The sequence below is a fragment of the Falsihalocynthiibacter sp. CO-5D18 genome, from assembly GCF_041205445.1.
Lineage (GTDB): Bacteria > Pseudomonadota > Alphaproteobacteria > Rhodobacterales > Rhodobacteraceae > Falsihalocynthiibacter > Falsihalocynthiibacter arcticus.
Genome location: NZ_JBGFCF010000007.1, coordinates 161550 through 187218, shown reverse-complemented (window position 1 = coordinate 187218; position 25669 = coordinate 161550). Strand labels below are relative to the sequence as shown.

Here is a 25669-nt window from a genome sequence, read left to right as displayed (position 1 = left end):
GGACTCCCATGCCGTCGTTTGTCTAACTCGCGATAGTCTTTCTGAAACAAAAGGGCGCTGCAATGGCACAACAACCTCTCCTGACGTCAAATGGCGAAATTTCACGACTTTTGGCCATAATGGAGCGTCTAAGAGACCCCGAAACGGGCTGCCCTTGGGATGTCGAACAGGATTACGCCAGTATCGCCCCTTATACGATCGAAGAGGCCTATGAGGTTGCCGACGCAATTGAACGAGGTGACATTGCGGAACTTGAGGGCGAATTAGGCGATTTACTCCTTCAAGTCGTGTTTCAAGCGCAAATCGGGGCCGAGGCCGGAGATTTCACCTTCCAAAGCATCACCCAAAACATCAGCGACAAGATGATCGCCCGCCACCCGCATGTTTTTGGTGACGAAAGCCGCGACAAATCTGCAGCGCAACAAACAGTTGATTGGGAAAAAATCAAGGCCGCCGAGCGTTCCGACAAAGAACAAAAAGGTGCTCTGGAGGGAGTGGCCGTTGGGCTTCCTGCCCTGCTGCGGGCTGTGAAATTGCAAAAGCGTGCGGCGCGGGTCGGCTTTGATTGGCCCGATATTTCGCAGGTTTTGGATAAGGTTGTTGAGGAAACCCACGAACTCGCCGAGGCACGCGCAGAGCTTACCCAAACCGAAGTTGAAGAAGAATTCGGGGATTTGCTTTTCGTCATGGCCAATGTTGCCCGCCATATGAAAGTCGACCCAGAGGCCGCGCTCCGTGCTGCAAACGCCAAATTTACACGGCGCTTTGAGGGGATCGAAGCCCTACTTGCGGAGCAGGGAAAAACTCCGGTCGAGTCCAATCTGGCTGAAATGGACGCGTTGTGGGATGCTGTGAAACGCCTAGAAAAGCGCGCAGTTACAACAGGGTAATCTACCCGCGACAATTATTCCGATTATTTTAGTGGGGTATTATCCACTCCACTCTTGACCTGAGTGTTTTAGTCAGATTAAAAGCCCTCATACAATTCGCACCTTTTTACTCGGAGATACCATGCGCCTGATCACTACGCTTGCCACTTTGGCCCTCGCTTCCCCCGTTCTTGCCGACGAAGTGAATGTCTATTCCTATCGTCAACCAGAACTGATCGCCCCCCTCACAGAAGCTTTTACCGCGGAAACAGGCATCGACGTGAACGTCGCTTTCCTTGAAAAAGGCATGGTTGAAAAACTGACCGCCGAAGGCAATCGCACCCCCGCTGATGTCATTTTGACGGTCGATATTGCGCGTTTGAATTCGGTCATCGAAGCGGGCCTCACCCAACCTGTCGAGAGCGAAATCCTCACCGCCAATATCCCTGCTAACCTTCGCGGTGAAAACAATGAATGGTTTGGCCTTACCACCCGAGCCCGCGTCATCTATGCGTCCAAAGAACGTGTCGCTGACGGCGAAGTCACAACCTATGAGGACCTCGCAGATCCGAAATGGAAGGGGCGCATCTGTACCCGTTCTGGAACGCACGCCTATAACACAGCGTTGATCGCAGCCATGCTTTCGCACCATGACGAGGCCTATGTCACCACATGGCTTGAAGGTGTAAAAGCCAACCTCGCGCGCAAACCCCAAGGCAACGACCGCGCACAGATCAAGGCGATTTGGGCCGCAGAATGCGACATCGCGATCGGCAACACTTATTACATGGGCCAAATGTTGGCCGACGAGGAACAAAAGGCATGGGCCGACTCAGTTGATATCGTTTTCCCAACGTTTGAAGGCTCTGGCACACACGTCAACATCTCTGGTGTCGCGATGACGAAATATGCACCAAACAGGGACAATGCCGTGAAATTCATGGAATTCTTGGCGTCCTCCAAAGCTCAAGAAATCTACGCTGCGAAGAATTTTGAATACCCAATAGCACCGGGAACAAGCGTCGATCCTGTTGTTGCAAGATGGGGTGAATTCACCGCAGACGAGACCAACTTGATGGAAATCGCACAGTTGCGCGCACAGGCCATTCGCCTCGCGGAAACAGTAGATTTTGACGGTTAATATTCGGTCTGACCAAACGAAAACACCCCTGCCAATTGTGCGGGGGTGTTTGCATTTATAGCCAAGTCTTTACTTGCAAATCCGTGTTTGTCTGCGCAATCTTCGACTTCACGATAGGAAGCCAAGTTAATGAATGCACATAAAACGCCCCGCAAAATCATCATCGATACCGACCCCGGCCAAGACGACGCCGTCGCCATCCTTTTGGCGCTCGGAAGCCCTGAAGACATAACCGTTTTGGGGATAACTGCTGTCGCTGGCAACGTGCCCTTGCCGCTCACAGAAAAGAACGCGCGCATAGTTTGTGAATTGGCGGGAAAGCCCGACACAAAGGTTTTTGCGGGCTGCGACGCGCCAATGAAACGCCCATTGGTCACCGCAGAGCATGTGCACGGAAAAACCGGTCTTGATGGCCCGGTGATGCCTGAACCGACGATGGCGCTGACTGCGGGTCATGCCGTGGATTTCATCATCGAAACCCTGCGCGCGGAACCCGCTGGTACCGTTACGCTTTGCCCGCTCGGTCCCCTCACCAACATCGGCTTGGCGTTTGAAAAAGCGCCCGATATCATTGCGCGTGTCCAAGAGATCGTCTTGATGGGCGGTGCGTACTTTGAAGTAGGAAACATCACTCCCGCCGCAGAATTCAACATCTACGTCGACCCAGAAGCCGCTGATATTGTTTTCAAATCTGGCGTGAAGATCACAGTCATGCCCCTCGACGTCACCCACAAAGCTTTGACCACAAGCGCGCGGGTAGACGCTTTTCGCGCGCTAGGTACTGCTCCTGGGAAAATGGTCGCCGAATGGACGGACTTCTTTGAACGTTTTGACAAAGAAAAATACGGCTCCCTCGGGGCGCCGCTCCACGATCCCTGCGTCATCGCTTATTTGATTAAGCCCGAGTTATTTCAGGGCCGTTTCGTTAATGTCGAGATCGAAACCACCTCCGAACTTACTCTTGGAATGACGGTCGCCGATTGGTGGGGGGTGACGGACCGCGCACCGAATGCTACCTTCATGAGCGAGATTGACGCCGATGGGTTTTTCGCTCTTTTAACGGAGCGCATCGGGCGGCTTTAGACTGAAATAACATTAAGAGGCGCGCGTATGGCACTGTTTAAATTTGATAACTCTTATACGCGCCTCCCTAAAACGATGTTCGCGGAAACAGCCCCAACTCCGGTTGGCGCGCCGGAACTGTTGGCGCTCAATCAGGAACTCGCGCTGGAGCTTGGGCTTTCCGAAGATCTGTTCCACAGCGACAACCTGCTCAACATGCTCTCAGGCAATGCCATTTCCGAAGGCTCGCAGCCCATCGCGCAGGCCTATGCCGGACACCAATTTGGCAACTTCGTCCCACGCCTTGGCGATGGGCGCGCGCATCTTCTGGGCGAAGTCCTCACCCCCTCCGGCGCACGGTTTGATATCGCGCTCAAAGGCTCTGGCCCCACCCCCTATTCGCGCAACGGCGATGGTCGCGCGTGGCTTGGCCCCGTCTTGCGGGAATTCCTCGTGAGCGAAGCAATGCATGCCTACGGCGTCCCCACAACGCGGGCCCTCGCCATTGTCGCGACGGGGGAGCGCGTTCAACGCGAAACAGCCCTCCCCGGCGCTATTCTCACACGGGTTGCCAGCAGTCACTTGCGCGTCGGCACCTTTCAATACTTCGCCTACCGCAACGACACCGAAGCGCTTACCCTCCTGACGGACATGGCCATCGCACGCCACTATCCCGAAGTTGATGGCCCGCTTGACCTCTTGCAAGCCGCCGTCAACGCGCAAGCTGATCTTGTGGCTCAATGGATGGGTTTGGGCTTTATTCATGGCGTGATGAACACCGATAATTGCCACGTGGGTGGAATCACCATCGACTATGGCCCCTGTGCCTTCATGGACGGATTTGATCCCGCGCGCGTGTTTTCGTCCATCGACCAGCAGGGGCGCTATGCTTATCAAAGCCAGCCCGATATTGCCGCATGGAATCTCGCACAATTCGCAAGCAGCTTGATTGCAATTATGGGCCCACAAGACGAGGCCATTGCCCAAGCGACCCAAGCCGTAAACAGCTTTGTTCCGCGTTTTCATCGCGCGTGGCTCTCCGTGTTTGGCAAGAAAATTGGGTTTGATGCGGCCAAAGCCTCCGACCGCCCTCTTCTCGTCGATTTGCTTGGAATCATGGCCGCCGAGGAAGTTGATTTTACGCTGTTTTTCTGGTCACTGTCGCATGGAGGGAGCGCCGCGTTATTCAGCGACCCCACAGGTTTTGAGAACTGGGAGATTCGCTGGAAAGAGCGCCTTGAATCGGAGAGCGATCCAGAATCAGTGATGGCCCGCGCAAACCCAGCCGTCATTCCCCGCAATCACCGCGTCGAACAAGCGATCCAAGCTGCAGTAACAGGCGACCTCGCGCCCTTCGCGGCCCTCCACGCAGCACTAAGCACCCCATACGAGCGGCCCGAGGATAAAACGCTCATGGACGCCCCAAAGGACGATGAACGCGTCTATGCGACCTTCTGCGGAACCTAGGAACGCTTAAGTGGCGTAATATGCCCTGCGGCGAAAATTTTACTTTGAGAAAAGGAAAGTGGCGCGGTTGACGGGGCTCGAACCCGCGACCCCCGGCGTGACAGGCCGGTACTCTAACCAGCTGAGCTACAACCGCGCATCGCAACGGGCGTCTTCCAAAAGTGCAGTGGCGCGGTTGACGGGGCTCGAACCCGCGACCCCCGGCGTGACAGGCCGGTACTCTAACCAGCTGAGCTACAACCGCGTGCTGCACTCTTGAGTAACTACCCAAGCGTGAGGCTGCTTTTAGGGTGCGCGGTTGCTGGCGTCAAGCCGCGTTCGTCCGAAAAGAGCAAGGAAAGTGAACAAATATTTTCAGGCTTATTTTTTCAGTAAACCGAAGCTCTAATTGCCCCATAACAGCAGGGAAAACCGTTGAAATAGCTCGACGTCAAACAGGCATCAACAGATGATGCGTTTTGAAATTCATACGGTACTTTGGGATAAATGGTGGGTCGTGAGAGGCTCGAACTCCCGACATCTTCGGTGTAAACGAAGCGCTCTACCAACTGAGCTAACGACCCGGTAAGCGCTAATTAGCCTAGGCACATGGGGGGATGCAAGAGCAAAAATGCGATTATTTTGCTTCTTGCAAAATTACTTCCACGCCATCGCGAACTTCAAAGATACATCCTTGAGTCAGTGGCAACTTGCACATCGCCTGATGGTCCAACCCACAAAGGATTCCTCGCAACATTACTGAGCAAATTCCGTGCGTTATGAGAACAGTTGTCGTGGTAAGTTCGTTGAGAAACGCAGTGCACCTTTTGCGAAGTTTATCAACGCCCTCCCCGTTTATCGCCCCCGTATAATACTCGAAATCACAGGGTGCTTGGCAAGAACTTGGCCAAAGCCGCTTGATTTCGCTGCGTTCCAAACCTTCCCAGAGCCCCGCCGAAATTTCAGCAATACGTGGATCGAATCTTGGAGGGGAAACAAGCTTATGACCGCGCAGGGCAATCTCGGCGGTTTGACGGGTTCGTCCGAGGGGACTCACCACAACTTGCGCCGCTTCTCGCGCGAACACCCCCGCCAGAAGGCGTTGCTGCACGACCGCTTGCTCCTTGCCACGCGCAGTCAGAGGAGAATCCAGCGATCCCTGCAACCGATGCCCAAGATTCCATTCGGTCTGGCCGTGCCGCAATATGAATATAGGAGGGAATTTCGACATTGGGGCCTCGTACTTTGTGTTTTTTCAAACGGCTAACGCCCCTGCAAAGGGAGGGCAACCCAACGCAAAGGGAGGGCAACCCAACGCGATCTTTTTGGTTCTAAAGAAAGTACGAAAACCTTGGATGTCCCACGGACTAAGCGGCCTCGATTATGGCCACTTTTCGAAGAACCAAGCGATCAAAGCGATTTGGAGCGCCGAATGCGGCAGACGGTCACTGTTGCATTGGGCATATCTTTTGTTTTCTTAATGACAAGCTTGCCCATGGGCTGAAGGTTGAGCGTTTCGCCCTTGCCAATCGCCTCTCCAAGAACGGAAAGCAGGGTTTCGACCAATGGCTTAACGTCTTTTCGCTTCATACCGTTCTTGGCAATGATGCGATCGATCAAATCGTTCTTTTTCATCTCGGGAGCGCGCTCTGTGACGTTCTCCGAAGGAGTAACACCCTCCACCGTGCGAGGAGCGGTTCCCTCTGTTGGGACAGATTTTGGCCCAACCGTGGTGGCTTTTTCGCTCAATGTTGTTTTTTTGCTAGATGTGGTCATGAGGCTGTCCAATTGTTTCGATTATGGGAACAGCGTATCTGATCCCTCCTTAACAATCTACTCATTCGAAAGAAACCGCATAGTATTCAAAGAGATATTTCAAAAACGCAACACAGCGCATGCGGAAAGGGCGCCGATTTCTCGACGCCCTAAAACTTCTTAGGTGTTAGTCTTAGTGTGCGACTGGGTGGTTCGGATTGCTGCTTTGACTTGCAATTGACGCCAACCGCGCAGCTTCCTCGGCTTCTTCATCCCACAAAATCGGCTCCGGCTTAGAGACCAAAGCGTGTTTCAGAACTTCGCTCACATGCGACACCGGAATAATCGTCAAACCATCTTTGACGTTGTTCGGAATATCCACCAGATCTTTTTCGTTTTCTGCTGGAATGAGAACGGTTTTCACCCCGCCCCGCAACGCCGCCAATAGCTTCTCTTTCAAGCCGCCAATGGGCAACACATTGCCGCGCAACGTGACCTCGCCGGTCATGGCGATGTCCTTTTTCACAGGGATTCCCGTCAACACAGACACAATCGACGTCACCATGCCAACACCAGCGCTTGGCCCGTCTTTTGGAGTCGCGCCCTCTGGAACGTGCACGTGGATGTCGATTTTCTCGAACACCGGTGGCTTCACCCCAATTTCGGGACTAATGGAGCGCACAAAACTACTCGCAGCTTCGATGCTTTCCTTCATCACGTCGCCCAATTTGCCGGTTGTTTTCATCCGACCCTTGCCAGGCAATTTAAGCGCTTCGATCGAGAGCAGTTCACCGCCAACACTGGTCCAAGCAAGGCCCGTTACAACACCAACTTGGTCTTCTTCTTCGGCCAAACCATAGCGGAAACGCCGCACGCCAAGGAACTCAGACAGGTTGTCGGAGGTCACACGCACGATTTCTTCCTTTTTGCGCACAATCATGGTCACAGCTTTACGTGCCAATTTCGCCAACTCACGCTCAAGGTTCCGCACACCAGCTTCCCGTGTGTAGTACCGCAAAATGTCCATGAGCGCCCCATCTGTGACCTCAAATTCATTTTTGCGAAGACCATGATTTTTGATCTGCTTTGAGATCAAATGTTGCTTGGCGATCTCGGCTTTTTCATCTTCTGTGTAACCCGCAAGCGGAATGATTTCCATCCGGTCCAAGAGCGGACCCGGCATATTATAGCTGTTCGAGGTTGTCAGGAACATCACATCAGAAAGGTCATATTCGACCTCAAGATAGTGATCCACAAATGTGGAGTTTTGTTCCGGATCAAGCACTTCCAGCATAGCAGACGCGGGATCGCCACGGAAATCTTGGCCCATCTTGTCGATCTCATCGAGCAAAATTAGCGGGTTCGACGTTTTGGCCTTTTTCAAAGCCTGAATGATTTTACCCGGCATGGAGCCAATATACGTCCGGCGGTGGCCACGGATTTCGCTTTCATCGCGCACGCCGCCAAGGCTGATGCGAATGAACTCACGCCCCGTGGCCTTGGCAACCGATTTTCCGAGCGAGGTTTTCCCCACCCCTGGAGGGCCAACGAGGCAAAGAATGGGGCCCTTCAGCTTCTTGCTGCGTTGCTGAACGGCAAGGTATTCCACAATGCGTTCTTTAACTTTTTCGAGGCCATAGTGATCATCGTCGAGCACTTTTTCAGCCGCCGCTAGGTCTTTTTTAACCTTGCTACGCTTGTTCCACGGAATGGACAGCATCCAGTCGAGATAGTTGCGCACAACCGTTGCCTCGGCTGACATTGGGCTCATGTTTTTGAGCTTCTTCAGCTCCGCATTCGCCTTTTCGTGCGCTTCCTTGGAGAATTTGGTTTTGGCAATGCGTTCTTCAAGCTCTGCAACTTCGTCTTGCTCTTCGTCGCCGTCGCCCAATTCTTTCTGAATGGCTTTCATTTGCTCATTCAAATAGTATTCGCGCTGGGTGCGCTCCATTTGGGTTTTGACGCGGGTTTTGATCTTTTTCTCGACCTGAAGCACAGACATTTCGCCCTGCATGAGGCCATAAACCTTTTCAAGCCGCACGTCGATCGGCAAGGTTTCCAAAAGCTCCTGCTTTTGTTGGACTTCGATCCCCAAATGACCGGCCACAAGGTCGGCAAGCTTTGCGCTATCCGAGGCGTCGGATACAGCGGCGAGCGCTTCTTCGGGGATGTTTTTCTTAACCTTTGCATAGCGCTGGAATTCTTCGCCAACCGAACGCACAAGGGCTTCAATCATGTCTTCTTCGCCGGGTACCTCTTCAAGGAACTCCGCCGTTGCTTCAAAGAATTCAGCATTCTCGAGATATTCGTTAATGCGCACGCGCTGAATACCCTCGACCAAAACCTTCACGGTCCCGTCGGGCAATTTCAACAGTTGCAGCACGTTGGCCAAAACGCCAACTTTGTAGATTCCGTCGCTATCCGGATCATCCACAGCGGGATCGATCTGGCTTGCGAGAAGAATGTGTTTGTCATCGGCCATCACTTCTTCGAGGGCGCGGACAGATTTATCGCGACCAACGAAAAGCGGCACAATCATATGTGGAAACACCACAATATCGCGCAATGGAAGTACGGGATAAGAGGAATTAAGTTGCTCGTGCATGTTCAGTCCTTATTATTAGCAAGAAGAAATGGCCCCGCTTGGCGGCAACCGGTATCTTCTCCGTGTCGGATTTATAGTTGGGGGCCTGTCCCCGAACTTTCAACCGTTTCCGGCAAAGCTTTGGGTAAGAATGCCTTTATGTGGGGCTTATTTCAAGGGCACAAACACGCGTGCCCTCAGGGTTTTCAGCCAAATTAGATGTTAATCCGCAGATATCCACGTTTTTTGGCAATAATCACGGGGACTTCACGAATTATTCACCTTCAGCACATTTTCGCGCAGGAGTTGAATCTTGAAGGCCCATCTAGAGCGGCTCAATGTCTCCTGCCGCCCGATCTTCGTGGAATTTCTTTTGGAACGCCTCAAAAGCGCCGACAGCAATAGCCGCGCGCATTTCCGACATCAACTCTTGGAAATAGTGCAGATTGTGCCACGTCAAAAGCATCCCCGAGATCATCTCTTGCGAGCGGAAAACATGATGCAAATAGGCGCGGGAATAGTTGGAACAGGCGGGGCATGTGCAAGCTTCATCCAAGGGGCGTGGGTCATCCGCGTGGCGCGCGTTTTTGATATTAATCACCCCATTGCGCGTGAACAATTGACCCGTGCGACCAGAACGGCTGGGAAGGACACAGTCCATCATATCGATGCCCCGCGCCACGGCCCCAACGATATCATCGGGCTTACCGACGCCCATCAAATAACGCGGACGGTCGGTGGGCAACATGTCGGGCGCATAGTCCAGCACCCCAAACATCGCCTCCTGCCCCTCGCCCACGGCAAGGCCGCCAACAGCATAGCCATCAAACCCAATTTCGCGCAGTTTTTCCGCGCTTTCTGCCCGCAAATCCTGCGTGACGCCGCCTTGTTGGATACCAAACAACGCGTACCCCGGACGGTCGCCAAAGGCATCGCGTGAACGTTGCGCCCACCGCATCGACATTTGCATTGATTTCGCAACTTCGGCATCGGTCGCTGGCAACGCGGGGCATTCGTCAAAACACATGACGATATCGGAGCCGAGAAGTTTCTGAATTTCCATCGAGCGCTCGGGTGTCAACATATGTTTGGACCCGTCAATGTGAGAGGAAAACTTAACCCCCTCCTCACTCATTTTACGTAGACCCGCGAGGCTCATCACCTGAAATCCGCCGCTGTCCGTGAGGATCGGCTTATCCCAGTTCATGAATTTATGCAGCCCACCCAAACGGTCAATCCGCTCCGCTGTGGGGCGCAGCATCAAATGATAGGTATTCCCCAAAAGGATATCCGCCCCCGTCGCCGCCACGCTTTCGGGCAACATCGCCTTGACCGTCGCCGCCGTCCCAACGGGCATAAACGCCGGTGTGCGAATGTCACCGCGTGGCGTGGAAATCACACCCGTGCGGGCTTGTCCGTCGGTGGCTTGCAGATCAAAGGTGAACTTTTGCGTCATTTTGGCACTCGATTTGGATTCGGAACGGCCCCTAGTGGACCACAAAGTATGGAATTGGCCCTTGTAGGGAATTTACGTCGAATGCCAAGCTATTTTCCCAAACAGGCCGCTTTGCCCTCAAGCTCTCGCAGTGACGGCCACCATTTGATCGAGCTTGGCGGCGCAAATGAAATCATTCTCCGACAATCCGCCCAACTCGTGACTGGTGAACAAAACCCGACAATACCCCCACCCAAAACTCACGTCGGGGTGGTGCCCCTGTTGGTCCGCCAAAAACGCTGCCGTGTTAGCCATATAGACGGCCTTGGCAAATCCCTTGAACGTGTATTCGCGGGTCAAGCTTTTGCCATCGTCGGCCAACACCCACCCGTCCGCTAATTGCGCCATCATTCCTTGTGCGGCGCTCAATTCCATCGCTTCGCCAATCCCTTGGCAAGGTGCGCAGGACTTGTCACTCAACATGCAAACTTCCGTCATAATTTCGCTCCATATCTGCGCCTAGGACGCGGCTTTTTCTGGGTAAGTCGGAGCAAAGAGGCCCATGGATTGTGCGACTCGCACATCCGCCAGCAGATCGCGCTCCGACATTTCCTCCAGCTCCTCAATCGATTGTATCACGAAATAGACTGGCTGATGAATATCAATCCGATAAGGGGTGCGCAGCACGTCGAGCAGATTAAACTCCCGCCGCTCTGGCACCTCGGAACTGACCGAATAGGCAAGCTCGGTGGGCGACGACGCCAGCCCTGACCCTAGAGCCTTCACGCCCTGCCCTTGCTGTAAAAGGCCAAATTCAATCGAAAACCAATACAGCCGGATCAGCCAACTATAGTCCTTAGCCTCGGCCTTTAGACCCGCTTTACCAATGGCCTGAGACACACGCGCAATCCGCGGATCGGCCAAAAGCGGCGTGTGCCCGAAAATCTCGTGAAAAATATCAGGCTCTTCGATGTAGTCGAAATCCTTGCGGCTACGAATAAACGAGGCCGCGGGGAAGGTTTTATCCGCCAACATTCCAAAGAATCGCCCAAAACCGATGAGTGCAGGCACGGGTGCCACTTGCCAACCGGTCAAGTCACGCAGCCGGTCGGAAACCTCGTTGCATTGTGGAACGCGATCATGTGGCAAATCCAAGACCTTTAACCCCCGCAAATACGGCTCGGCCATATGTCTGTGAACGGGTAACTCTTGGACTGCATAAAGGTCGCGCCAAACGCCATCTTCTTCCTCAGAATAAGCGATGTGCCCCATTTCGTCGGGAATTTTTGCAGAATATGCACTCATTTTGGTCACTTGCGGCCTCCTCTTCGCTATAAGAAGGATTTCACAAACGAGGGGAAAAATCTTGCTTCAAACCTGTCTTTAGCGCAATAATGAGGCAAATCTTCCCTCAAAAGTCAAAGTAACTGGAAATCACCACCAAATGGATGCTTTAGATTCCCACGACATCGCCATATTAGCCGCGCTCCAGCGTGATGGAAAAATGAGTCTGCAAGATCTCGCCCGCGAAGTGAACCTCTCGACATCCCCTTGTTGGCGCCGCGTTCGAAAGCTGGAGGAAAACGGCACAATTGCACAATATACCGCCATTCTGGACGCCCGAAAAATTGGCCTCAATACACAGGCCTATATTCATATTTCCCTTTTAGATCATACTCAAACGACAATAGACGCTTTTGATGCATTTGTTGCCCGCGAAGAACAAATCGTCGAATGTGCTTCGATCACAGGCTCAGATGATTATCTGCTTAAAATCGTCGCAAAAGACCCAGAGGACCTTGAAACCTTCCTGATGAAAGGCATTTTGAGCCTCGGTATTGTGCGTTCGAGCACCACTCATTTTGTTTTACGTCAGAAAAAACAAAGCACCTTCCTGCCTTTATGAGCGTTGGGGAGTCCGGTCACAACATTGGGTACGAGCCCCTCTGGACGTTTGCTTCGTTATCCCTATATAATTGGTCAACTATTATAAATGAGGCCCAAAATGGACGCGACTTCTCAATCCCCGATCGAAGGGGCTCCTTTGATCAAACCATCCAGTAGCGAACACGCGCTTTATGACTCGATTGTGGATGCGTGCCGCACAGTTTATGACCCTGAAATCCCTGTAAATATTTACGATTTGGGTCTGATTTATACGATTGAAATCAATGAGGAAGGTGACACAAGCGTCATCATGTCCCTCACGGCACCGGGGTGTCCTGTGGCTGGTGAAATGCCCGGCTGGGTAGCCGAAGCCATCGAATCCCTACCCGGTGTAAAATCGATAGAAGTTGATCTCACATGGGAGCCACCCTGGGGTATGGAAATGATGAGCGACGAAGCACGCCTTGAACTTGGGTTCATGTAACCCCATTTTTGTAAGGTACCACCTTAAGGAATTTGAGTAGGAAAAGAATATGTTTGGCATTCCCGGCAAAAACGCGGTGACGATGACCCCTTCAGCCATCGCACAGATTTCGCGTTTGATGGCGCGGGACGGGTCGGAAGGGCTGCGCATTGGGGTCAAAAAAGGCGGCTGTGCGGGCATGGAATATACGATGGAATATGTGTCCGAATTAAACCCGCATGACGAAGTGATCCGCGAGGGCGATGCCGTTGTGATGATCGCCCCAATGGCGCAAATGTTTCTTTTTGGAACCAAAATTGATTATGAAGTATCCTTGCTAGAAGCGGGTTTTAAATTCATCAATCCCAATGTTGTTGACGCCTGTGGTTGTGGAGAATCGATTAAATTCGCGGACGTAGAAGAGATGGCCGCGCAAGGTTTGACAATTCCCGGAGCTTAGGGCTTCGGGTTTTCCCACTGGGATTTCAAACCGCTTTGCCCTCCTGCATTGAAAAAATTCTGCAGGTTTTAAAGGCCACACTTCCCAACCCCGTCTTGATCCGCTAGCAATCTCCTCGGCCCGTTATAACATTTAACCGACTGGAGACTGCCAAAATGCGCAGAAAACTTGCCGCAGGAAATTGGAAAATGAACGGGACCGGTGCAAATCTGTCCGAGTTGGCGAACCTTGTGTCCCCCGAAAACATAGACGTTCTGATCTGTCCGCCAGCGCCTCTTGTGTCACGCGCGGCCCAATCCAATGCCAAAATCGCAATCGGTGGCCAAGACTGTCACGCCGCTCAAAATGGCGCACATACAGGCGATGTATCGGCTGCTATGCTCGCTGACGCTGGGGCGACCTATGTTTTGACGGGGCACTCAGAGCGGCGCACAGATCATGGCGAAAGCAATGCAATTGTTGCTGCTAAAACTGCGGCGGCGTGGGATCAAAACCTCATTGCTGTTATTTGCATTGGCGAAACTTTGGCGCAACGTGAAGTGGGTGAAACCCTCGCTGTTATTGCAGATCAACTGACCCATTCCACCCCAAATGCTGCGACGGGTGGCAACACTGTGATCGCATACGAACCCGTATGGGCCATCGGGACAGGCCTTATCCCAACCCTTGAACAAATCGAAGAAGTCCATGATTTCATCCGCGCGGAACTTGCCAACCGCTTTGGCACAGAAACAGCAGAATCCATACGCCTCCTGTACGGCGGCTCCGTAAAGCCCTCAAATGCTGAATATATATTCGCAACGTCCAATGTGGACGGGGCCCTCGTTGGTGGCGCTTCTCTTAAGGCATCTGATTTCAACGGGATTATTTCGGCCCTTTCTCTGGCCTGACTTTAGACGAAACACGTCCTTACAAACGCAACCGCCGTGCCAAAGGCACGGCTACCGAATACCATGGGCGCGGCAGGTTTTGGCCTGCCGCGCCACCGCATTTGCGGTTAGTTGGTGATAATTTCCGGCCCCATCATCAGATCAGGCAAGAAGGTCGAAATGATCGGCACATAGGTCACGATAATCAGGAAGACGAACAACACCGCAAGGAACGGCAAAGCTGCGCGCACAACGCTCATCATCGGCATTCCCGCGACGCCGGACGTCACGAAAAGGTTCAGCCCAACTGGCGGTGTAATCATCCCAATTTCCATATTCACGACCATGATGATACCCAAGTGAATGGGATCAATCCCAAGTTCCATCGCGATTGGAAACACCAGTGGTGCGACAATCATCAAAAGACCGGACGGCTCCATAAATTGCCCCCCGATCAGAAGGATCACGTTCACGGCGACAAGGAACATAATGGGGCCGAATCCAGCCGCAAGTATCGCTTTAGCCACGTTTTGGGGTACTTGCTCGTCTGTCAAAACATGTTTCAGGATCAAAGCCATCGAAATGATAAACATCAACGTTACCGTCAACTTACCCGCTTCAAAGAGCGCATCTCGCGTGTCACGGTGGAAAAAAGCCGTCACGAGTGTGTGTGGTTTTTTCAGCAGGCTTTTGTTTTTGCCTTCGCCCTCAGTTGCCAACGGTCCCATGTCGCGGTATACGAAATTCGCGATTAGAAAGGCATAAACTGAGGCAACAGCGGCCGCCTCTGTGGGGGTAAATATCGCTGGATAAAGCCCGGGAACGCCATAAATCCCAAGCATGATAACCGCAATCAAGGACAAACCCCAACCCGCCTCGTGAAAGCTAGCCCCGACTTCACGCCAACCAGCCCATTCGCCCTTCGGCATGTTCTTGATGCGCGCCATGACATAGATCGCGATCATGAGCATAAAACCCGCCATCAGGCCTGGAATGACCCCCGCAAGGAACATCCGCCCGACGGAAACATCCACCGCCGCAGCATAGACAACCATCACAATCGATGGCGGGATCAAGATCCCAAGCGTCCCTGCGTTACAAATCACGCCCGCGGCGAACTCTTTGGTATAACCCGCTTTCACCATGGCCCCGATCACAATGGAACCAATGGCAACGACCGTCGCGGGGCTACTGCCCGAAAGCGCTGCGAAAATCATGCACGAGAACACCCCTGCAATCGCCAAACCGCCCCGCATATGCCCGACACAAGCGATCGAGAAGCGAATGATCCGCAGCGCGACCCCTCCTGTGGACATGAAGGTTGAGGCCAAAATAAAGAACGGGATCGCAAGGAGGGTACTGTGCCCCTCAAAGGCGCTGAACAAAGTCTGTGCGACGGAGGCCATGGAACTGTCTGAGAACCAGAGCAAAAACAGCACAGAACTCATCCCCAGAGAGATCGCAATTGGCACGCCGATCAACATCAGACCAACGACCATAATAAATAGAATTGAGACTTCCATTAGCCGTGCTCCCCAAGGCGTTCCCGCACTTCTGCGATTTCATCTTCAACTTCGTGGCTGGCCACAATCCGATCAATATCGCCCCGCCAAACCGAGACACCAACCTGAATATAGCGGAATAACAACAAGGCCATAGACAGCGGAAGGACCATGTAGGGCACGAGGCGCGGTAATTTTTCATACGCGACGCCTTCGTTAAAAAAGCCCTCCATCCAGCCTAGAAATGCGGGATGTGGGATGTCGTTGGTTTCGTACCAACCTTTGCCACGGAACGAGTCTTCAAAACCCAGTGGGAACCAGCGTCCGTTTGTGCCCGGAAGGTTGGCGAAGTTCGCCCAGTAATCCCACGCGCCTTTGAGCATCAAGAACGAGAAAACGATGCAAATTGTGATAGAAATCAGCGCCAACGTTCGGCGTCCTTTGGCTGGAAATAGATTGATAACGGCATCAACCCCCAGATGTGCGCCCTTTTTGACCGCATAAGAGGCCCCGAGCAAGACAAGCCATCCAAAGAGGAAAACAGTCGATTCAAGCGCCCATAGAATGTTGCCGTCCATTTGGCGGACCACGACATTGGCGAATGTAATGAGGGTCATTGCCCCTAGAATAATTGCGATTAACGTTTCTTCTATTTCATCAATTAGGCTTGTGCCTTTATTGGAATGCATGTCCCCGCCCCCCTTTTTTGCCGCACTTACACGGAAATTTAGATGGAAAAAGGGCGCGAAAAGCCGAGGCTCTCCGCGCCAGAAGTTCTTATAGACCTGCGTTGATCGCTTGTGCTGCGTCGATATTTTCTTGTCCAACGTCGCCGGAGAATTGCTCCCAAACAGGCTTCATTGCTTCGACCCAAATGGCACGCTGCTCAACTGTGAGTTCGCGAACTTCACTCCCCGCAGCAATAACACTAGCTTTGGCTTCTTCGTTAAGCATAGTCGCCTCGGCATTGCGCGAGACGGTCACTTCCTCAAGGATTGTAAGGAGTTGATCCCGCACATCGGCATCCAAGCTGTCCAGCCAATCCACAGACGCTACGACCATATAGTCGAGAATACCGTGATTGGTTTCGGTGATACCATCTTGAACTTCAAAGAACTTCTTGCCGAAGATGTTGGTCCAAGTGTTTTCTTGACCATCAACAACGCCCTGCTGCAACGCGCCGTAAACTTCTGCGAAAGCCATTTTTTGTGGGGAAGCGCCGATGGCATCCATTTGTGCAACAAGCACGTCGCTTGATTGCACCCGGAATTTTAGACCTTCTGCATCTGTTGGCAAAATAAGCGGTTTGTTCGCGGACAATTGCTTCATGCCATTGTGCCAGAATTGAAGCCCTTGAAGGCCACGGTTTTGCATGGAGTCCTTCATCGCTTGGCCCGCATCTGAGAATTGGAATTCGTCAACGGCGGCGACGTTTTTGAACATGAAGGGTAGATCGAAAATGCGGTATTGCTTGGTGAACTTCTCAAATTTTGAGAGGCTCGGCGCGGCCAGTTGGACATCGCCTTGCAGCATCGCTTCTAGAACTTTGTTGTCATCATACAGCGTGGAATTCGGATAGACTTCCATACAGGCGACGCCGTTCATTTCTTCATTCACGCGGCTTTCTAGCAACGAAGCGGCGATCCCTTTCGGGTGGTTCACGGCGGCGGTTACGTGCGCGAATTTGATGACGATTTCGCCTTCTTCACAGCTCGCTGCGGCAGCGTTAGCGGTAAAAGATGCGGCCACGATTGCGGCAGTTGCAGTAATAAATTTCATGCGGGGGCTCCTCCCAAAGTCCGATTATGTTGGCTCGAATGAACCATGCCACACCAAACACGCGCAGACAGTGCACGTTCAAGGGAAAATACCTCCGCGGGTCCCTTTAGGAGAGAGTACTTAAAAAACAAAGCCTTATATCTCTAAAAATATCATTTATTTTAATTGCGCTCCTCAAATTGGCGAAATTCCACACACCGTCAAAACCGAACTGTGCGGTTTTTCACACAGATTTATCGATACACTTCCGCACGAATCCCGTGACGCGTTAACTTATCGTACAGTGTCTTGCGAGGCAGTTTCAAAACCCGTGCGACTTCACTGGCGTTGCCTTTGTACTTGCGCAGCGCCTCGGTCAACAACGAGCGCTCAACACGCGACAACTGCTCAGCAAGGCCCAGATCATCCGCAACGTCGACCTCGGCAAACCCCATTGCAAACCGCATTGCCGCATTCATCAAGGCGCGCGCATTCCCCGGCCATTCCTGTGCCATAAGGCGTGCGATAACCTCCGGAGTGATTTCAGGGACCGGCAGCGCAGCCTGTTCGCAAGCCAAAAGCACATAATTACGAAACAGCACGGGGATGTCCTCCGGGCGCTCGCGCAGGCTTGGAATACGCACGCGCATCACATCGAGGCGAAAAAACAGCTCCTCATTAAACCGTCCATGTTCAACATATTCGGACAAATCTTTGTACGTGCCCGCCAAAATTCGCGCTCCCGTACCCTGCTCCATATGCTGCAAAAGCGCGAACTGTGTTGCAGGTGGCATGGAGGCAATACCGTCAATAAACAGGCTTCCGTCTTTCGCTTGGGCCAACGCGCCTTCCAATGCATCGACGCTCAACTCCGAAGCTGCAATTTTATCAAAGGTCGACATCGCAACGTTGGATAACAGGTGGATCACTTCTGCCACTTTGGACGTGCCCGAACCTGTCACACCTGCGATCAACACATCCGCGTTGGTTGCCGCAACGATGCGCACGCGGTTTCGCAACTCATCCGCCGGCTTTGATTGTCCAAAGAGCATCCGCTCTGCTGCATCCCCCTTTTCTAGCTGCTGTTTCAGACGACGGTTTTCAAGTACGAGACTGCGCGTGCGTAATGCTTTTTGGACAGCGAGCACTAGGTCTTGGGGCGCACAGGGTTTTTCAATAAAATCGAACGCGCCCGCCGAAATACCCCGCACAGCCATCGGCACATCGCCCTCGCCCGTCAGTAGGATAACTGGCAAATCGGGATCAATATTCTGGGTGTATTCCAAAAGGTGGAACCCATCTTTTCCTGGCATCCGAATATCGCTTAGTATAACTCCCTGAAAGCCCGCCGAAATGTGGTCTTTTGCTTCGATAAAACTCGCAGCAAGTGTCGGTACAAGATCGTTCAAGGCGAGTGTTTGCCCCAAAGCTTCGCGCACATGCGCATCGTCATCTACCAGCAAAACCCTTGAAATCACGCGCTTATTCCTCCTGCACACCGGTTCGAGCCGCCGCCAATTCCACAATGAATTCCGCGCCGCCCTCTAGATGGTTACGCCCACGGATATTCCCCCCAAAGCTTTGGATCAAGCCATATGAGATACTCAACCCAAGCCCCATGCCTTCGGCGGCCCCAATTTTCTTGGTCGAATAAAACGGGTCGAAAATCTTTTCGGGGGCGTCAATTCCGGGGCCAAAATCACGCAGATGGATGCGACAAGTCTCAGGTTGTGTGTCAATCCGAATGGATACTTTCTTAAGCGCGCTCGCGTCCATTGCATCCGCGGCATTGGCCAAAAGATTGGTCAAAACCTGCTGCAAACGCACCTCGCCACCACGCGCCCAAATGCTGGTTTGGGGCCGTTGCCAATCCACGGCAATGTCTTCCCGCAAAAGTCTCTCTTCACTCATCTCCAAAACCGCATCAACAACGGAACAAATGTCGACATTCGTAATCGGCTCATATTCTTGCCGCGCAAAGGCACGCAGGTTTTTGATTATGCGCCCCATGCGGCGCGACAATTCACTAATCCTCGCGAGGTTTTGGCCTGCAACTTCGGTATTCCCCCGCTCCAAAAACACCTCGGCGTTTTCTGCAAACGAGCGAATGGCCATCAGTGGTTGGTTTAATTCGTGGCTAATCCCTGCCGACATTTCCCCAAGGGCGGTGAGTTTGCTAGCCTGAACGAGATCGGCTTGCGCCTGTTTCAAGGCGGATTCTGCCTCCTCGCGTTCGGTAATTTCACGGCGTAAATCCGTGTTCGCATTTGAGAGCTCTTGGGTGCGCAATTGGACCCGCCCCTCTAGCTCAGCTTTGGCTTCTGCTTCGACTGCCAAAAGGTCCGCCAACCCTCGCCTGCGCTCAGAGGCCAGATACAGAAACGCGCCAAACGTCACACAAAGCGCCGCCGCCACAAGTGCTTGAAGCCATGCATTTCGTTCTGCGGGCGCTGTGGAAATCAACACTTCGCCCGTCATCCCGATCACCGGTACGGGTTGCGTCAAATGCAAAGCCCGCGCAGGGATATACGGCCACCCATTTGTGCGCCAAATCTCATGGCCAGAAATAATCTGCGTAGAATGTTCAAGGAACGGATGCGGGTTCTCTAAGGGGATCAATGCGTTGCGTTCCCGAAACAGCAGTTCTGAACGGTTTGAAACAAAGACCACACCCGCCTCATCCGTGAAGAAGATCGCCTGCGGATCCCCTCGCCAATCACTCTCCTCAACGGCCTCGATATCGACTTTGACAACCACCGCGCCAAAGGGGGCACCTCCCGCGAGCAGCGGCGCAGAAAAATAGAAAATTCGCGCGCCTATATCCTCGATTAAAAAATGGGATGCCCCCAAGGCACCATCCATCGCACGCTGAAAATATGCCTTTGAGTTTTGGTTTCTCTCGTTGGTCTTTACCCCTTCAGAGCTTGCCAAAACCTCGCCATTAGCCCCCACCAAAAATATCTCAAGCGGGCCTGTTTTGTCCGCAGCTTCGAGCAAAACTGAAAAAGTGTCTGGGTCGACTCCGCCTTTTGCAAGACTCAAAAGCGACGGATGATCTGCGAGCAAAACCCCAACCTGCTGAAACCTTTGCAACTCCCCCACCAACCGATCCGATGCAAGCGAAAGGTCCGCGTGTCCACGTTCCGCCAGCGGCGTAAGGGCCGCCGTAAAAGCAAACCACCAAACCAGCGCCGAAAATCCGGTAACGGCACATAAATACGCGATAATTGCACCAAAACGACGTGGCATAGGCTCCCCTTTTGCCACAGGATAGGCATCCGCCCTTGCCTTGACCACCCGCATTTGAAAGGTTGGGTTTTCAACTTCACGAGGCTTCCATGAAAACACTTTCCCAATCGCCAACAGACCCCGCATTTGTTCAAGACCCCTATCCATTTTACGAACGCGCGCGGGAATGTGGCTCAATGTTTCATTGGACCGACTATGACATGCCCTGTGCTGTTTCCTATGCTGCAGTAAATGCGATCCTGCGCGACCGTCGTATGGGCCGCGAAGTTCCAGCCGAAATGGCTGTTGCCCCCCCTGCCCATCAGGCTGGATTTTGGGCTATCGAGAACCACTCGATGTTGGAATTGGAGCCGCCGCGTCACACCCGCTTGCGCGGCCTCGTTTTACGCGCCTTCACCAGTCGCCGCATTGCCTCTTTGGGGCCAGAAATCGCTCAGCTTGCACATGAGTTAATCGACCGCTTGCCTGAGGGGGAATTTGACCTCATCAAGCATTTTGCCGAACCACTTCCCGTCATCGTTATCGCGCGATTTTTAGGCGTGCCAGAAGAGCGCGCACCTGACCTCCTCGCTTGGTCCCACGCGATTGTTGGCATGTATAAAGCGGGGCGTACCACGGAAGACGAAATTGCGGCGGCAACTGCAGGCCGCGCGTTTTCTGACTTCTTGCGCGACTATATCGCGTTTCGGCGTGACAAACCCCAAGACGATTTGATTACCCACCTGATTGCCGCAGAAGAAGACGGCGAAAAACTGTCAACCGACGAGCTAATTGCGACCTGTGTTTTATTGCTAAACGCGGGGCATGAGGCAACGGTTCATACGTTAGGTAACGGCCTCAAAGCCATGCTCCAGAACGATTTTTCGGCAGAGGTGGTGACGTCAGATACGATCGAAAAAACCGTCGAAGAAATGCTCCGTTATGACCCGCCCCTGCATATGTTTACGCGATATGTTTATGAAGATGTCGACATTGGCCCGCATAGGTTTTCGCGCGGGGATCGCATCGCCTGCCTGCTCGCCGCGGCAAACCGCGACCCGCAAAGATGGGAGGCCGCAGACCAATTCCAGCCACAACGCTTCAAACAAGTTAACGCAAGTTTCGGGGCTGGCGCGCATTTCTGCATCGGCGCACCCCTTGGCCGGTTGGAGCTGCAAACGTCGCTCCCGATTTTGTTTGAACGCATGCCGAATTTGGCACTCGCCCAAAAGCCGAAATACGCGCCGATCTACCATTTCCGCGGTTTGGACCGCCTCATGTTAACGCGCTGACGCCTGCAATGAGCACCGCCGCCGAGGAAGGCTCGATGCCTTTCTCGGCGGCTCTTCGGCAAAACCCTAAAGCGGCAACATCGTTGTCGATTTGATCTCTTCCATCGAAAGCAGCGCCGTCACATTGTAAATGCGCACTTCCGAAATCAGGGCTTGGTAAAACACATCATAAGCCCGCGCATTCTTGACCCGCACTTTTAGAATATAATCGATCTCGCCCGCGAGGCGATGCGCTTCTTGCACTTCGGGACGTTCAAGCAGCGCCTTCAGGAAGGCCTGTTGCCACTCCCCTTCATGCTCTGACGTGCGGATTAGAACAAAGAAGCAGGCTTCAAACCCAAGCGCCTCCGCATCAAGAACCACCGTTTGCTGGCCGATGATTTTGGCCTCCCTCATTTTCTTGATACGATTCCAAACCGGTGTCTTGGAACTACCCACTTTCGTCGCGATATCATCCAAAGACTGCGCAGCATCGCGCTGCAGCTCACTCAGGATTTTCCGATCTACATCATCCAAACGGACAGCCATCCCAATTCCTTCCTAATTCCAGAACTCATGTTCTTCTGCGCGCGACAATCGGAACATTCTTCCTTATTAGCAAGAGGGCATAGCAATAATTAGGGAAAATATCCTATATTAGAGGTCAGTATCAACGTATTTAGACGCAATCTCAAAATTCGTTTGAGTTTGAGGCCATAAAACCTCGCGTCCCCGAACCAAAGGAGCTTCTGTAATGGCCCGTGCTTTTACGCCAAAAGTTGTCACCGCCAATGAACTCATCTCTGGGGATGTGGTCTATCTCAGCGCCGATGGCAAATGGGCGCATCGGCATGCAGATGCTGAACTACTCACCGACGAAGTGCGCGCTGCGGTGCGCCTTCAATTGGCCGAAGCTCAAGTAGGTCAGATTGTCGGGGCCTACCTTGCGGATGCTGTCGCAAGCGATGCGGGCCCCGTCCCTGTCCACTTCCGCGAAGAATTTCGCGCAGCTGGCCCCTCAAACTACAACCACGGAAAACAGGCGGAGCTCCCAAATGTATAAGTACAACGATTTTGACGAAGCTTTCCTGCGCGCACGCACCGCACAATTCCGCAAACAAGTTGAACGTCGCATTTCGGGCAGCCTCACAGAGGACGAATTCAAACCCCTACGTTTGATGAACGGTCTCTATCTCCAGCTTCACGCCTATATGCTGCGCGTGGCCATCCCCTACGGCTCGCTTTCCTCCGCGCAAATGGACCAGCTCGCTTATATTGCCGACACGTGGGACAAAGGCTATGGCCACTTTACCACGCGTCAGAACATCCAATACAACTGGCCCAAACTGTCGGACGTGCCAGATATGCTCGACGCGCTGGCCGATGTGCAAATGCACGCGAACCAGACCTCCGGCAACACCATTCGCAACGTCACCAGCGACCCGTTTGCGGGGGCTGCTGTTGACGAAATCGAAGACCCACGTCCCGTAGCCGAGCTTTTGCGTCAATGGTCCACCGACCACCCCGAGTTTCAATTCTTGGGCCGCAAGTTCAAGATCGCAGTTGGCGCAAGCAAAGCGGATCGCGCGGTTCTGAAATCTCACGATTTGGCGGTCAATATCGTTGAAAATGATGCTGGAGAAACAGGCTATCAAATCCTCATAGGGGGTGGCCTTGGCCGCACGCCAATGGTGGGTAAGGTCCTTAACGACTTCTTGCCGCGCGAGGTTTTGTTGCCCTATGTTGAGGCTGTCCTTTCCGTTTATAACCTCTTGGGACGTCGGGATAATAAATATAAAGCTCGCCTAAAAATCACGGTCCACGAAAATGGCCTCGATACCATTCGTGCCCTTGTAGAAGAGCGTTTCGCCGAATTGCGCCCAACCTTTGCGGGTGGCGATCAGGCTTTGCTTACTGAAATCGCGACGTATTTTGCACCCCCAATCTATTCGGACGCGCCGGACGACGCCTATGATGCTGCTTACAATGCGGATCCACTGTTTCGCGCGTGGGCCGACACCAACCTGTCGCCGCACAAACATTCTGGTTACGCAATCGCGACAATCTCGCTCAAGGCACATGGCGAAACCCCCGGCGACGCAACCAGCGCGCAAATGCGCGTATTGGCACAGGTCGCGCGGGATTATGCGCACGATGAATTGCGCATCAGCCATGAGCAGAACGTGATCCTGCCGCATGTTCACAAACGCCACCTACCCGCGATTCACGCCGAATTGCGCGCCGCGGGCTTGGCGACAGCCAACATCGGGCTGATTTCCGACATTATCGCCTGCCCCGGCATGGATTATTGCGCCCTCGCAACGGCCCGTTCCATTCCCGTGGCCCAGAAAATTGCTACACGGTTTGACGAGTTAAAACTGGAGCATGAAATTGGCGCGCTCAAAATCAAAATCTCAGGCTGCATCAATGCCTGTGGTCACCACCACGTGGGCCATATCGGCATCCTTGGTCTAGATCGCGCTGGCGTCGAGAACTACCAAATCACCCTTGGCGGTGACGGTACAGAAACAACCGTGATCGGCGAACGCGCAGGCCCTGGATTTGCTTATGACGAGATTGTCCCTGCGATTGAACGTCTGATCATGGGCTATCTTGATTTGCGTCTAAACCACGATGAAACATTCCTCGCGACTTTCCGCCGCTTGGGCATGGCGCCGTTCAAAGACGTCCTTTATCCGGAGGCTGCGAAGCGTAATGCTGCATGATCCACTGAACCTTTCGGTCGTAGAGCGGGTTGCGCAACTCAACACGCGCTATGCCCATCACGGCGCAACGGCGGTCCTTGAACGTGCGTTGAGCGACCCGCAAGTCGGACGTATTGGCTTGGTTTCATCCTTCGGGGCAGAATCTGTGGTGCTGTTGCACATGATTTCGATCATGGATCGCAGCACGCCGATCGTCTTTATCGACACGGAAATGCTTTTTACGGAAACGCTTGAGTATCAAATGGAGTTATCTGAGCGTTTGCGCCTGACCAATGTGCAAGTCATCCGCGCGAGTGACGCCGATATCGCCGAGATCGATCCCGACGGCACACTTAATCAGCGCGATACGGACGCATGCTGTTCCCTGCGCAAAACGGAGCCCTTGCAAAAGGCATTGGGCGGATTTGACGCTTGGATTACAGGGCGCAAACGCTTTCAAGCGGGGAGCCGTGTCGCTCTGGATTTCTTTGAAAACGAAGATGACACGCGTATCAAAGTTAACCCTCTCGCTTATTGGGCGCCTGAAGATTTGCGGGCCTATATGGAAAACAACCGCCTGCCGCGCCACCCCTTAGTGGCCAAAGGCTACCCCTCGATTGGTTGTGCGCCCTGCACAAGCCCCGTCGCCGAAGGCGAAGATCCTAGATCGGGCCGTTGGCGCGGCCAAGAAAAGGTCGAATGCGGCATCCACTTTGTCGATGGCAAAATGGTGCGCGGCCCCCTACCTGTGGAACAAACCTCGGTCTCAGCGACCCAAGGAGCCGGACAATGACAGTACTGATTAACGACAGTGGCTTTGGAACCGACGATTGGGTCGATGCCTTTCTCACGCTCGAAGACCTTCCCGTTGCCAAAGGCGCTATCAATGTCGCCGTTGACCTTCCGAGCGATTGCGACCCTGCTAGCCTCGAGGGTCATTTGTCGGATATCGACATGATCCGCGTGGATTTTCCCTCCTCCGCCGATGGGCGCGGCTTCACCATCGCGCGCCGTTTGCGCTTGATGGGATTTGTGGGCCGCCTACGCGCCAAGGGGCATGTGATCTCGGATCAATACGCTATGGCCCGCCGCTCAGGTTTTGACGAAGTGGAAATTTCTGACGCCCTCGCGGCCCGTCAACCCGCCGAGGAGTGGGCGTTTCGCGTGAAATGGCAAGACCATGACTATCAGTCGCGGCTACGCGCCTAGAAACGCCGCACAAAATCCCTTATAG

General features: G+C 53.2%; 25 protein-coding genes and 3 tRNA genes. 13 read left to right on the top strand and 15 right to left on the bottom strand.

Annotated elements, in window-relative coordinates:
* The first annotated feature begins 62 nt into the window (after positions 1 to 62).
* The 4 genes from mazG to AB9F27_RS11545 all read left to right on the top strand — a co-directional run bounded on the left by mazG (position 63) and on the right by AB9F27_RS11545 (position 4539).
* The gene (gene mazG, locus AB9F27_RS11560; RefSeq protein ID WP_335585467.1) at positions 63 to 890 is read left to right on the top strand and encodes a nucleoside triphosphate pyrophosphohydrolase; all 828 of its coding nucleotides are present in this window, start codon (positions 63 to 65) and stop codon (positions 888 to 890) included.
* A 121-nt stretch (positions 891 to 1011) separates the two neighbouring features.
* Entirely contained in the window at positions 1012 to 2010 is a 999-nt protein-coding gene (locus AB9F27_RS11555; RefSeq protein ID WP_335585468.1) for a Fe(3+) ABC transporter substrate-binding protein, read from the top strand.
* 129 nt (positions 2011 to 2139) lie between these two features.
* Positions 2140 to 3093: a nucleoside hydrolase gene (locus tag AB9F27_RS11550; protein ID WP_335585469.1), complete on the top strand. Its 954-nt coding sequence runs from the start codon at positions 2140 to 2142 to the stop codon at positions 3091 to 3093.
* 27 nt (positions 3094 to 3120) lie between these two features.
* Entirely contained in the window at positions 3121 to 4539 is a 1419-nt protein-coding gene (locus tag AB9F27_RS11545) for a protein adenylyltransferase SelO family protein (RefSeq protein ID WP_335585470.1), read from the top strand.
* Positions 4540 to 4598: 59 nt separating this feature from the next.
* Here AB9F27_RS11545 and AB9F27_RS11540 read toward each other — a convergent pair.
* The 9 genes from AB9F27_RS11540 to phhA all read right to left on the bottom strand — a co-directional run bounded on the left by AB9F27_RS11540 (position 4599) and on the right by phhA (position 11627).
* Positions 4599 to 4675: transfer RNA gene (locus AB9F27_RS11540), tRNA-Asp, on the bottom strand.
* 31 nt (positions 4676 to 4706) lie between these two features.
* A tRNA-Asp gene (locus tag AB9F27_RS11535) sits at positions 4707 to 4783 on the bottom strand.
* Between the two features lie 243 nt (positions 4784 to 5026).
* Positions 5027 to 5102 (bottom strand) — tRNA-Val (locus AB9F27_RS11530).
* Positions 5103 to 5155: 53 nt separating this feature from the next.
* Positions 5156 to 5749 (bottom strand): histidine phosphatase family protein, encoded by a 594-nt coding sequence (locus tag AB9F27_RS11525; protein WP_335585471.1) that lies wholly within the window; start codon positions 5747 to 5749, stop codon positions 5156 to 5158.
* A gap of 179 nt (positions 5750 to 5928) precedes the next feature.
* The gene (locus AB9F27_RS11520) at positions 5929 to 6294 is read right to left on the bottom strand and encodes an HU family DNA-binding protein (RefSeq protein WP_369757723.1); all 366 of its coding nucleotides are present in this window, start codon (positions 6292 to 6294) and stop codon (positions 5929 to 5931) included.
* 172 nt (positions 6295 to 6466) lie between these two features.
* A complete protein-coding gene (lon, locus tag AB9F27_RS11515) occupies positions 6467 to 8878 on the bottom strand; it encodes an endopeptidase La (RefSeq protein ID WP_335585473.1) in 2412 nt (803 codons plus the stop codon).
* Between the two features lie 304 nt (positions 8879 to 9182).
* On the bottom strand, positions 9183 to 10313 hold the full coding sequence (gene tgt, locus AB9F27_RS11510; RefSeq protein WP_335585474.1) for a tRNA guanosine(34) transglycosylase Tgt: 1131 nt from the start codon (positions 10311 to 10313) through the stop codon (positions 9183 to 9185).
* A 117-nt stretch (positions 10314 to 10430) separates the two neighbouring features.
* A complete protein-coding gene (locus AB9F27_RS11505) occupies positions 10431 to 10790 on the bottom strand; it encodes a 4a-hydroxytetrahydrobiopterin dehydratase (RefSeq protein ID WP_335585475.1) in 360 nt (119 codons plus the stop codon).
* A 21-nt stretch (positions 10791 to 10811) separates the two neighbouring features.
* Positions 10812 to 11627: a phenylalanine 4-monooxygenase gene (gene phhA / locus AB9F27_RS11500; protein ID WP_369757731.1), complete on the bottom strand. Its 816-nt coding sequence runs from the start codon at positions 11625 to 11627 to the stop codon at positions 10812 to 10814.
* Between the two features lie 109 nt (positions 11628 to 11736).
* Here phhA and AB9F27_RS11495 point away from each other — a divergent pair, with 109 nt between their 5' ends.
* The 4 genes from AB9F27_RS11495 (at position 11737) to tpiA (ending at position 13992) form a co-directional block, all read left to right on the top strand.
* On the top strand, positions 11737 to 12198 hold the full coding sequence (locus tag AB9F27_RS11495; RefSeq protein WP_039000465.1) for an Lrp/AsnC family transcriptional regulator: 462 nt from the start codon (positions 11737 to 11739) through the stop codon (positions 12196 to 12198).
* Positions 12199 to 12297: 99 nt separating this feature from the next.
* Positions 12298 to 12663, top strand: a complete 366-nt coding sequence (locus AB9F27_RS11490) for an SUF system Fe-S cluster assembly protein (protein ID WP_039000466.1) — start codon at positions 12298 to 12300, stop codon at positions 12661 to 12663.
* A gap of 49 nt (positions 12664 to 12712) precedes the next feature.
* On the top strand, positions 12713 to 13102 hold the full coding sequence (locus AB9F27_RS11485) for an iron-sulfur cluster assembly accessory protein (RefSeq protein WP_039000467.1): 390 nt from the start codon (positions 12713 to 12715) through the stop codon (positions 13100 to 13102).
* Positions 13103 to 13257: 155 nt separating this feature from the next.
* Positions 13258 to 13992, top strand: a complete 735-nt coding sequence (tpiA, locus tag AB9F27_RS11480) for a triose-phosphate isomerase (RefSeq protein WP_335585476.1) — start codon at positions 13258 to 13260, stop codon at positions 13990 to 13992.
* Positions 13993 to 14099: 107 nt separating this feature from the next.
* Here tpiA and AB9F27_RS11475 read toward each other — a convergent pair whose 3' ends face one another.
* The 5 genes from AB9F27_RS11475 to AB9F27_RS11455 form a co-directional block, all read right to left on the bottom strand.
* Positions 14100 to 15494 carry a TRAP transporter large permease gene (locus AB9F27_RS11475; protein ID WP_335585477.1) on the bottom strand — a complete coding sequence of 465 codons (1395 nt, stop codon included), beginning with the start codon at positions 15492 to 15494 and terminating at the stop codon, positions 14100 to 14102.
* On the bottom strand, positions 15494 to 16162 hold the full coding sequence (locus AB9F27_RS11470; RefSeq protein ID WP_335585478.1) for a TRAP transporter small permease: 669 nt from the start codon (positions 16160 to 16162) through the stop codon (positions 15494 to 15496). The genes AB9F27_RS11475 and AB9F27_RS11470 overlap by 1 nt, the downstream gene beginning before the upstream one ends.
* A gap of 88 nt (positions 16163 to 16250) precedes the next feature.
* On the bottom strand, positions 16251 to 17252 hold the full coding sequence (locus AB9F27_RS11465) for a DctP family TRAP transporter solute-binding subunit (RefSeq protein ID WP_335585479.1): 1002 nt from the start codon (positions 17250 to 17252) through the stop codon (positions 16251 to 16253).
* A 233-nt stretch (positions 17253 to 17485) separates the two neighbouring features.
* Complete coding sequence (locus tag AB9F27_RS11460) at positions 17486 to 18709, bottom strand: sigma-54 dependent transcriptional regulator (protein WP_335585480.1); 1224 nt, start codon at positions 18707 to 18709, stop codon at positions 17486 to 17488.
* A gap of 4 nt (positions 18710 to 18713) precedes the next feature.
* On the bottom strand, positions 18714 to 20480 hold the full coding sequence (locus tag AB9F27_RS11455) for an ATP-binding protein (protein ID WP_335585481.1): 1767 nt from the start codon (positions 20478 to 20480) through the stop codon (positions 18714 to 18716).
* A gap of 89 nt (positions 20481 to 20569) precedes the next feature.
* Here AB9F27_RS11455 and AB9F27_RS11450 point away from each other — a divergent pair, with 89 nt between their 5' ends.
* Positions 20570 to 21751 (top strand): cytochrome P450, encoded by a 1182-nt coding sequence (locus AB9F27_RS11450; protein WP_335585482.1) that lies wholly within the window; start codon positions 20570 to 20572, stop codon positions 21749 to 21751.
* Between the two features lie 66 nt (positions 21752 to 21817).
* Here the strand turns inward: AB9F27_RS11450 and AB9F27_RS11445 are convergent, their stop codons facing one another.
* The gene (locus AB9F27_RS11445; protein WP_335585483.1) at positions 21818 to 22279 is read right to left on the bottom strand and encodes an Lrp/AsnC family transcriptional regulator; all 462 of its coding nucleotides are present in this window, start codon (positions 22277 to 22279) and stop codon (positions 21818 to 21820) included.
* A 205-nt stretch (positions 22280 to 22484) separates the two neighbouring features.
* Between AB9F27_RS11445 and AB9F27_RS11440 the strand changes: the two genes are divergently transcribed.
* The 4 genes from AB9F27_RS11440 to AB9F27_RS11425 are packed head-to-tail and all read left to right on the top strand — an operon-like array spanning position 22485 to position 25644.
* Positions 22485 to 22793, top strand: a complete 309-nt coding sequence (locus AB9F27_RS11440) for a DUF2849 domain-containing protein (RefSeq protein WP_335585484.1) — start codon at positions 22485 to 22487, stop codon at positions 22791 to 22793.
* Positions 22786 to 24456 (top strand): nitrite/sulfite reductase, encoded by a 1671-nt coding sequence (locus AB9F27_RS11435; protein WP_335585485.1) that lies wholly within the window; start codon positions 22786 to 22788, stop codon positions 24454 to 24456. The genes AB9F27_RS11440 and AB9F27_RS11435 overlap by 8 nt, the downstream gene beginning before the upstream one ends.
* The gene (locus AB9F27_RS11430; RefSeq protein WP_335585486.1) at positions 24446 to 25228 is read left to right on the top strand and encodes a phosphoadenylyl-sulfate reductase; all 783 of its coding nucleotides are present in this window, start codon (positions 24446 to 24448) and stop codon (positions 25226 to 25228) included. The genes AB9F27_RS11435 and AB9F27_RS11430 overlap by 11 nt, the downstream gene beginning before the upstream one ends.
* Positions 25225 to 25644: a DUF934 domain-containing protein gene (locus tag AB9F27_RS11425; protein ID WP_335585487.1), complete on the top strand. Its 420-nt coding sequence runs from the start codon at positions 25225 to 25227 to the stop codon at positions 25642 to 25644. The genes AB9F27_RS11430 and AB9F27_RS11425 overlap by 4 nt, the downstream gene beginning before the upstream one ends.
* Positions 25645 to 25669 lie beyond the last annotated feature (25 nt).

Coding starts and splice junctions, on each gene's coding strand:
- mazG (WP_335585467.1), top strand. CDS start 63: ATGGCACAACAACCTCTCCTGACGTCAAATGGCGAAATTTCACGACTT.
- AB9F27_RS11555 (WP_335585468.1), top strand. CDS start 1,012: ATGCGCCTGATCACTACGCTTGCCACTTTGGCCCTCGCTTCCCCCGTT.
- AB9F27_RS11550 (WP_335585469.1), top strand. CDS start 2,140: ATGAATGCACATAAAACGCCCCGCAAAATCATCATCGATACCGACCCC.
- AB9F27_RS11545 (WP_335585470.1), top strand. CDS start 3,121: ATGGCACTGTTTAAATTTGATAACTCTTATACGCGCCTCCCTAAAACG.
- AB9F27_RS11525 (WP_335585471.1), bottom strand. CDS start 5,749: ATGTCGAAATTCCCTCCTATATTCATATTGCGGCACGGCCAGACCGAA.
- AB9F27_RS11520 (WP_369757723.1), bottom strand. CDS start 6,294: ATGACCACATCTAGCAAAAAAACAACATTGAGCGAAAAAGCCACCACG.
- lon (WP_335585473.1), bottom strand. CDS start 8,878: ATGCACGAGCAACTTAATTCCTCTTATCCCGTACTTCCATTGCGCGAT.
- tgt (WP_335585474.1), bottom strand. CDS start 10,313: ATGACGCAAAAGTTCACCTTTGATCTGCAAGCCACCGACGGACAAGCC.
- AB9F27_RS11505 (WP_335585475.1), bottom strand. CDS start 10,790: ATGACGGAAGTTTGCATGTTGAGTGACAAGTCCTGCGCACCTTGCCAA.
- AB9F27_RS11495 (WP_039000465.1), top strand. CDS start 11,737: ATGGATGCTTTAGATTCCCACGACATCGCCATATTAGCCGCGCTCCAG.
- AB9F27_RS11490 (WP_039000466.1), top strand. CDS start 12,298: ATGGACGCGACTTCTCAATCCCCGATCGAAGGGGCTCCTTTGATCAAA.
- AB9F27_RS11485 (WP_039000467.1), top strand. CDS start 12,713: ATGTTTGGCATTCCCGGCAAAAACGCGGTGACGATGACCCCTTCAGCC.
- tpiA (WP_335585476.1), top strand. CDS start 13,258: ATGCGCAGAAAACTTGCCGCAGGAAATTGGAAAATGAACGGGACCGGT.
- AB9F27_RS11475 (WP_335585477.1), bottom strand. CDS start 15,494: ATGGAAGTCTCAATTCTATTTATTATGGTCGTTGGTCTGATGTTGATC.
- AB9F27_RS11470 (WP_335585478.1), bottom strand. CDS start 16,162: ATGCATTCCAATAAAGGCACAAGCCTAATTGATGAAATAGAAGAAACG.
- AB9F27_RS11465 (WP_335585479.1), bottom strand. CDS start 17,252: ATGAAATTTATTACTGCAACTGCCGCAATCGTGGCCGCATCTTTTACC.
- AB9F27_RS11455 (WP_335585481.1), bottom strand. CDS start 20,480: ATGCCACGTCGTTTTGGTGCAATTATCGCGTATTTATGTGCCGTTACC.
- AB9F27_RS11450 (WP_335585482.1), top strand. CDS start 20,570: ATGAAAACACTTTCCCAATCGCCAACAGACCCCGCATTTGTTCAAGAC.
- AB9F27_RS11445 (WP_335585483.1), bottom strand. CDS start 22,279: ATGGCTGTCCGTTTGGATGATGTAGATCGGAAAATCCTGAGTGAGCTG.
- AB9F27_RS11440 (WP_335585484.1), top strand. CDS start 22,485: ATGGCCCGTGCTTTTACGCCAAAAGTTGTCACCGCCAATGAACTCATC.
- AB9F27_RS11435 (WP_335585485.1), top strand. CDS start 22,786: ATGTATAAGTACAACGATTTTGACGAAGCTTTCCTGCGCGCACGCACC.
- AB9F27_RS11430 (WP_335585486.1), top strand. CDS start 24,446: ATGCTGCATGATCCACTGAACCTTTCGGTCGTAGAGCGGGTTGCGCAA.
- AB9F27_RS11425 (WP_335585487.1), top strand. CDS start 25,225: ATGACAGTACTGATTAACGACAGTGGCTTTGGAACCGACGATTGGGTC.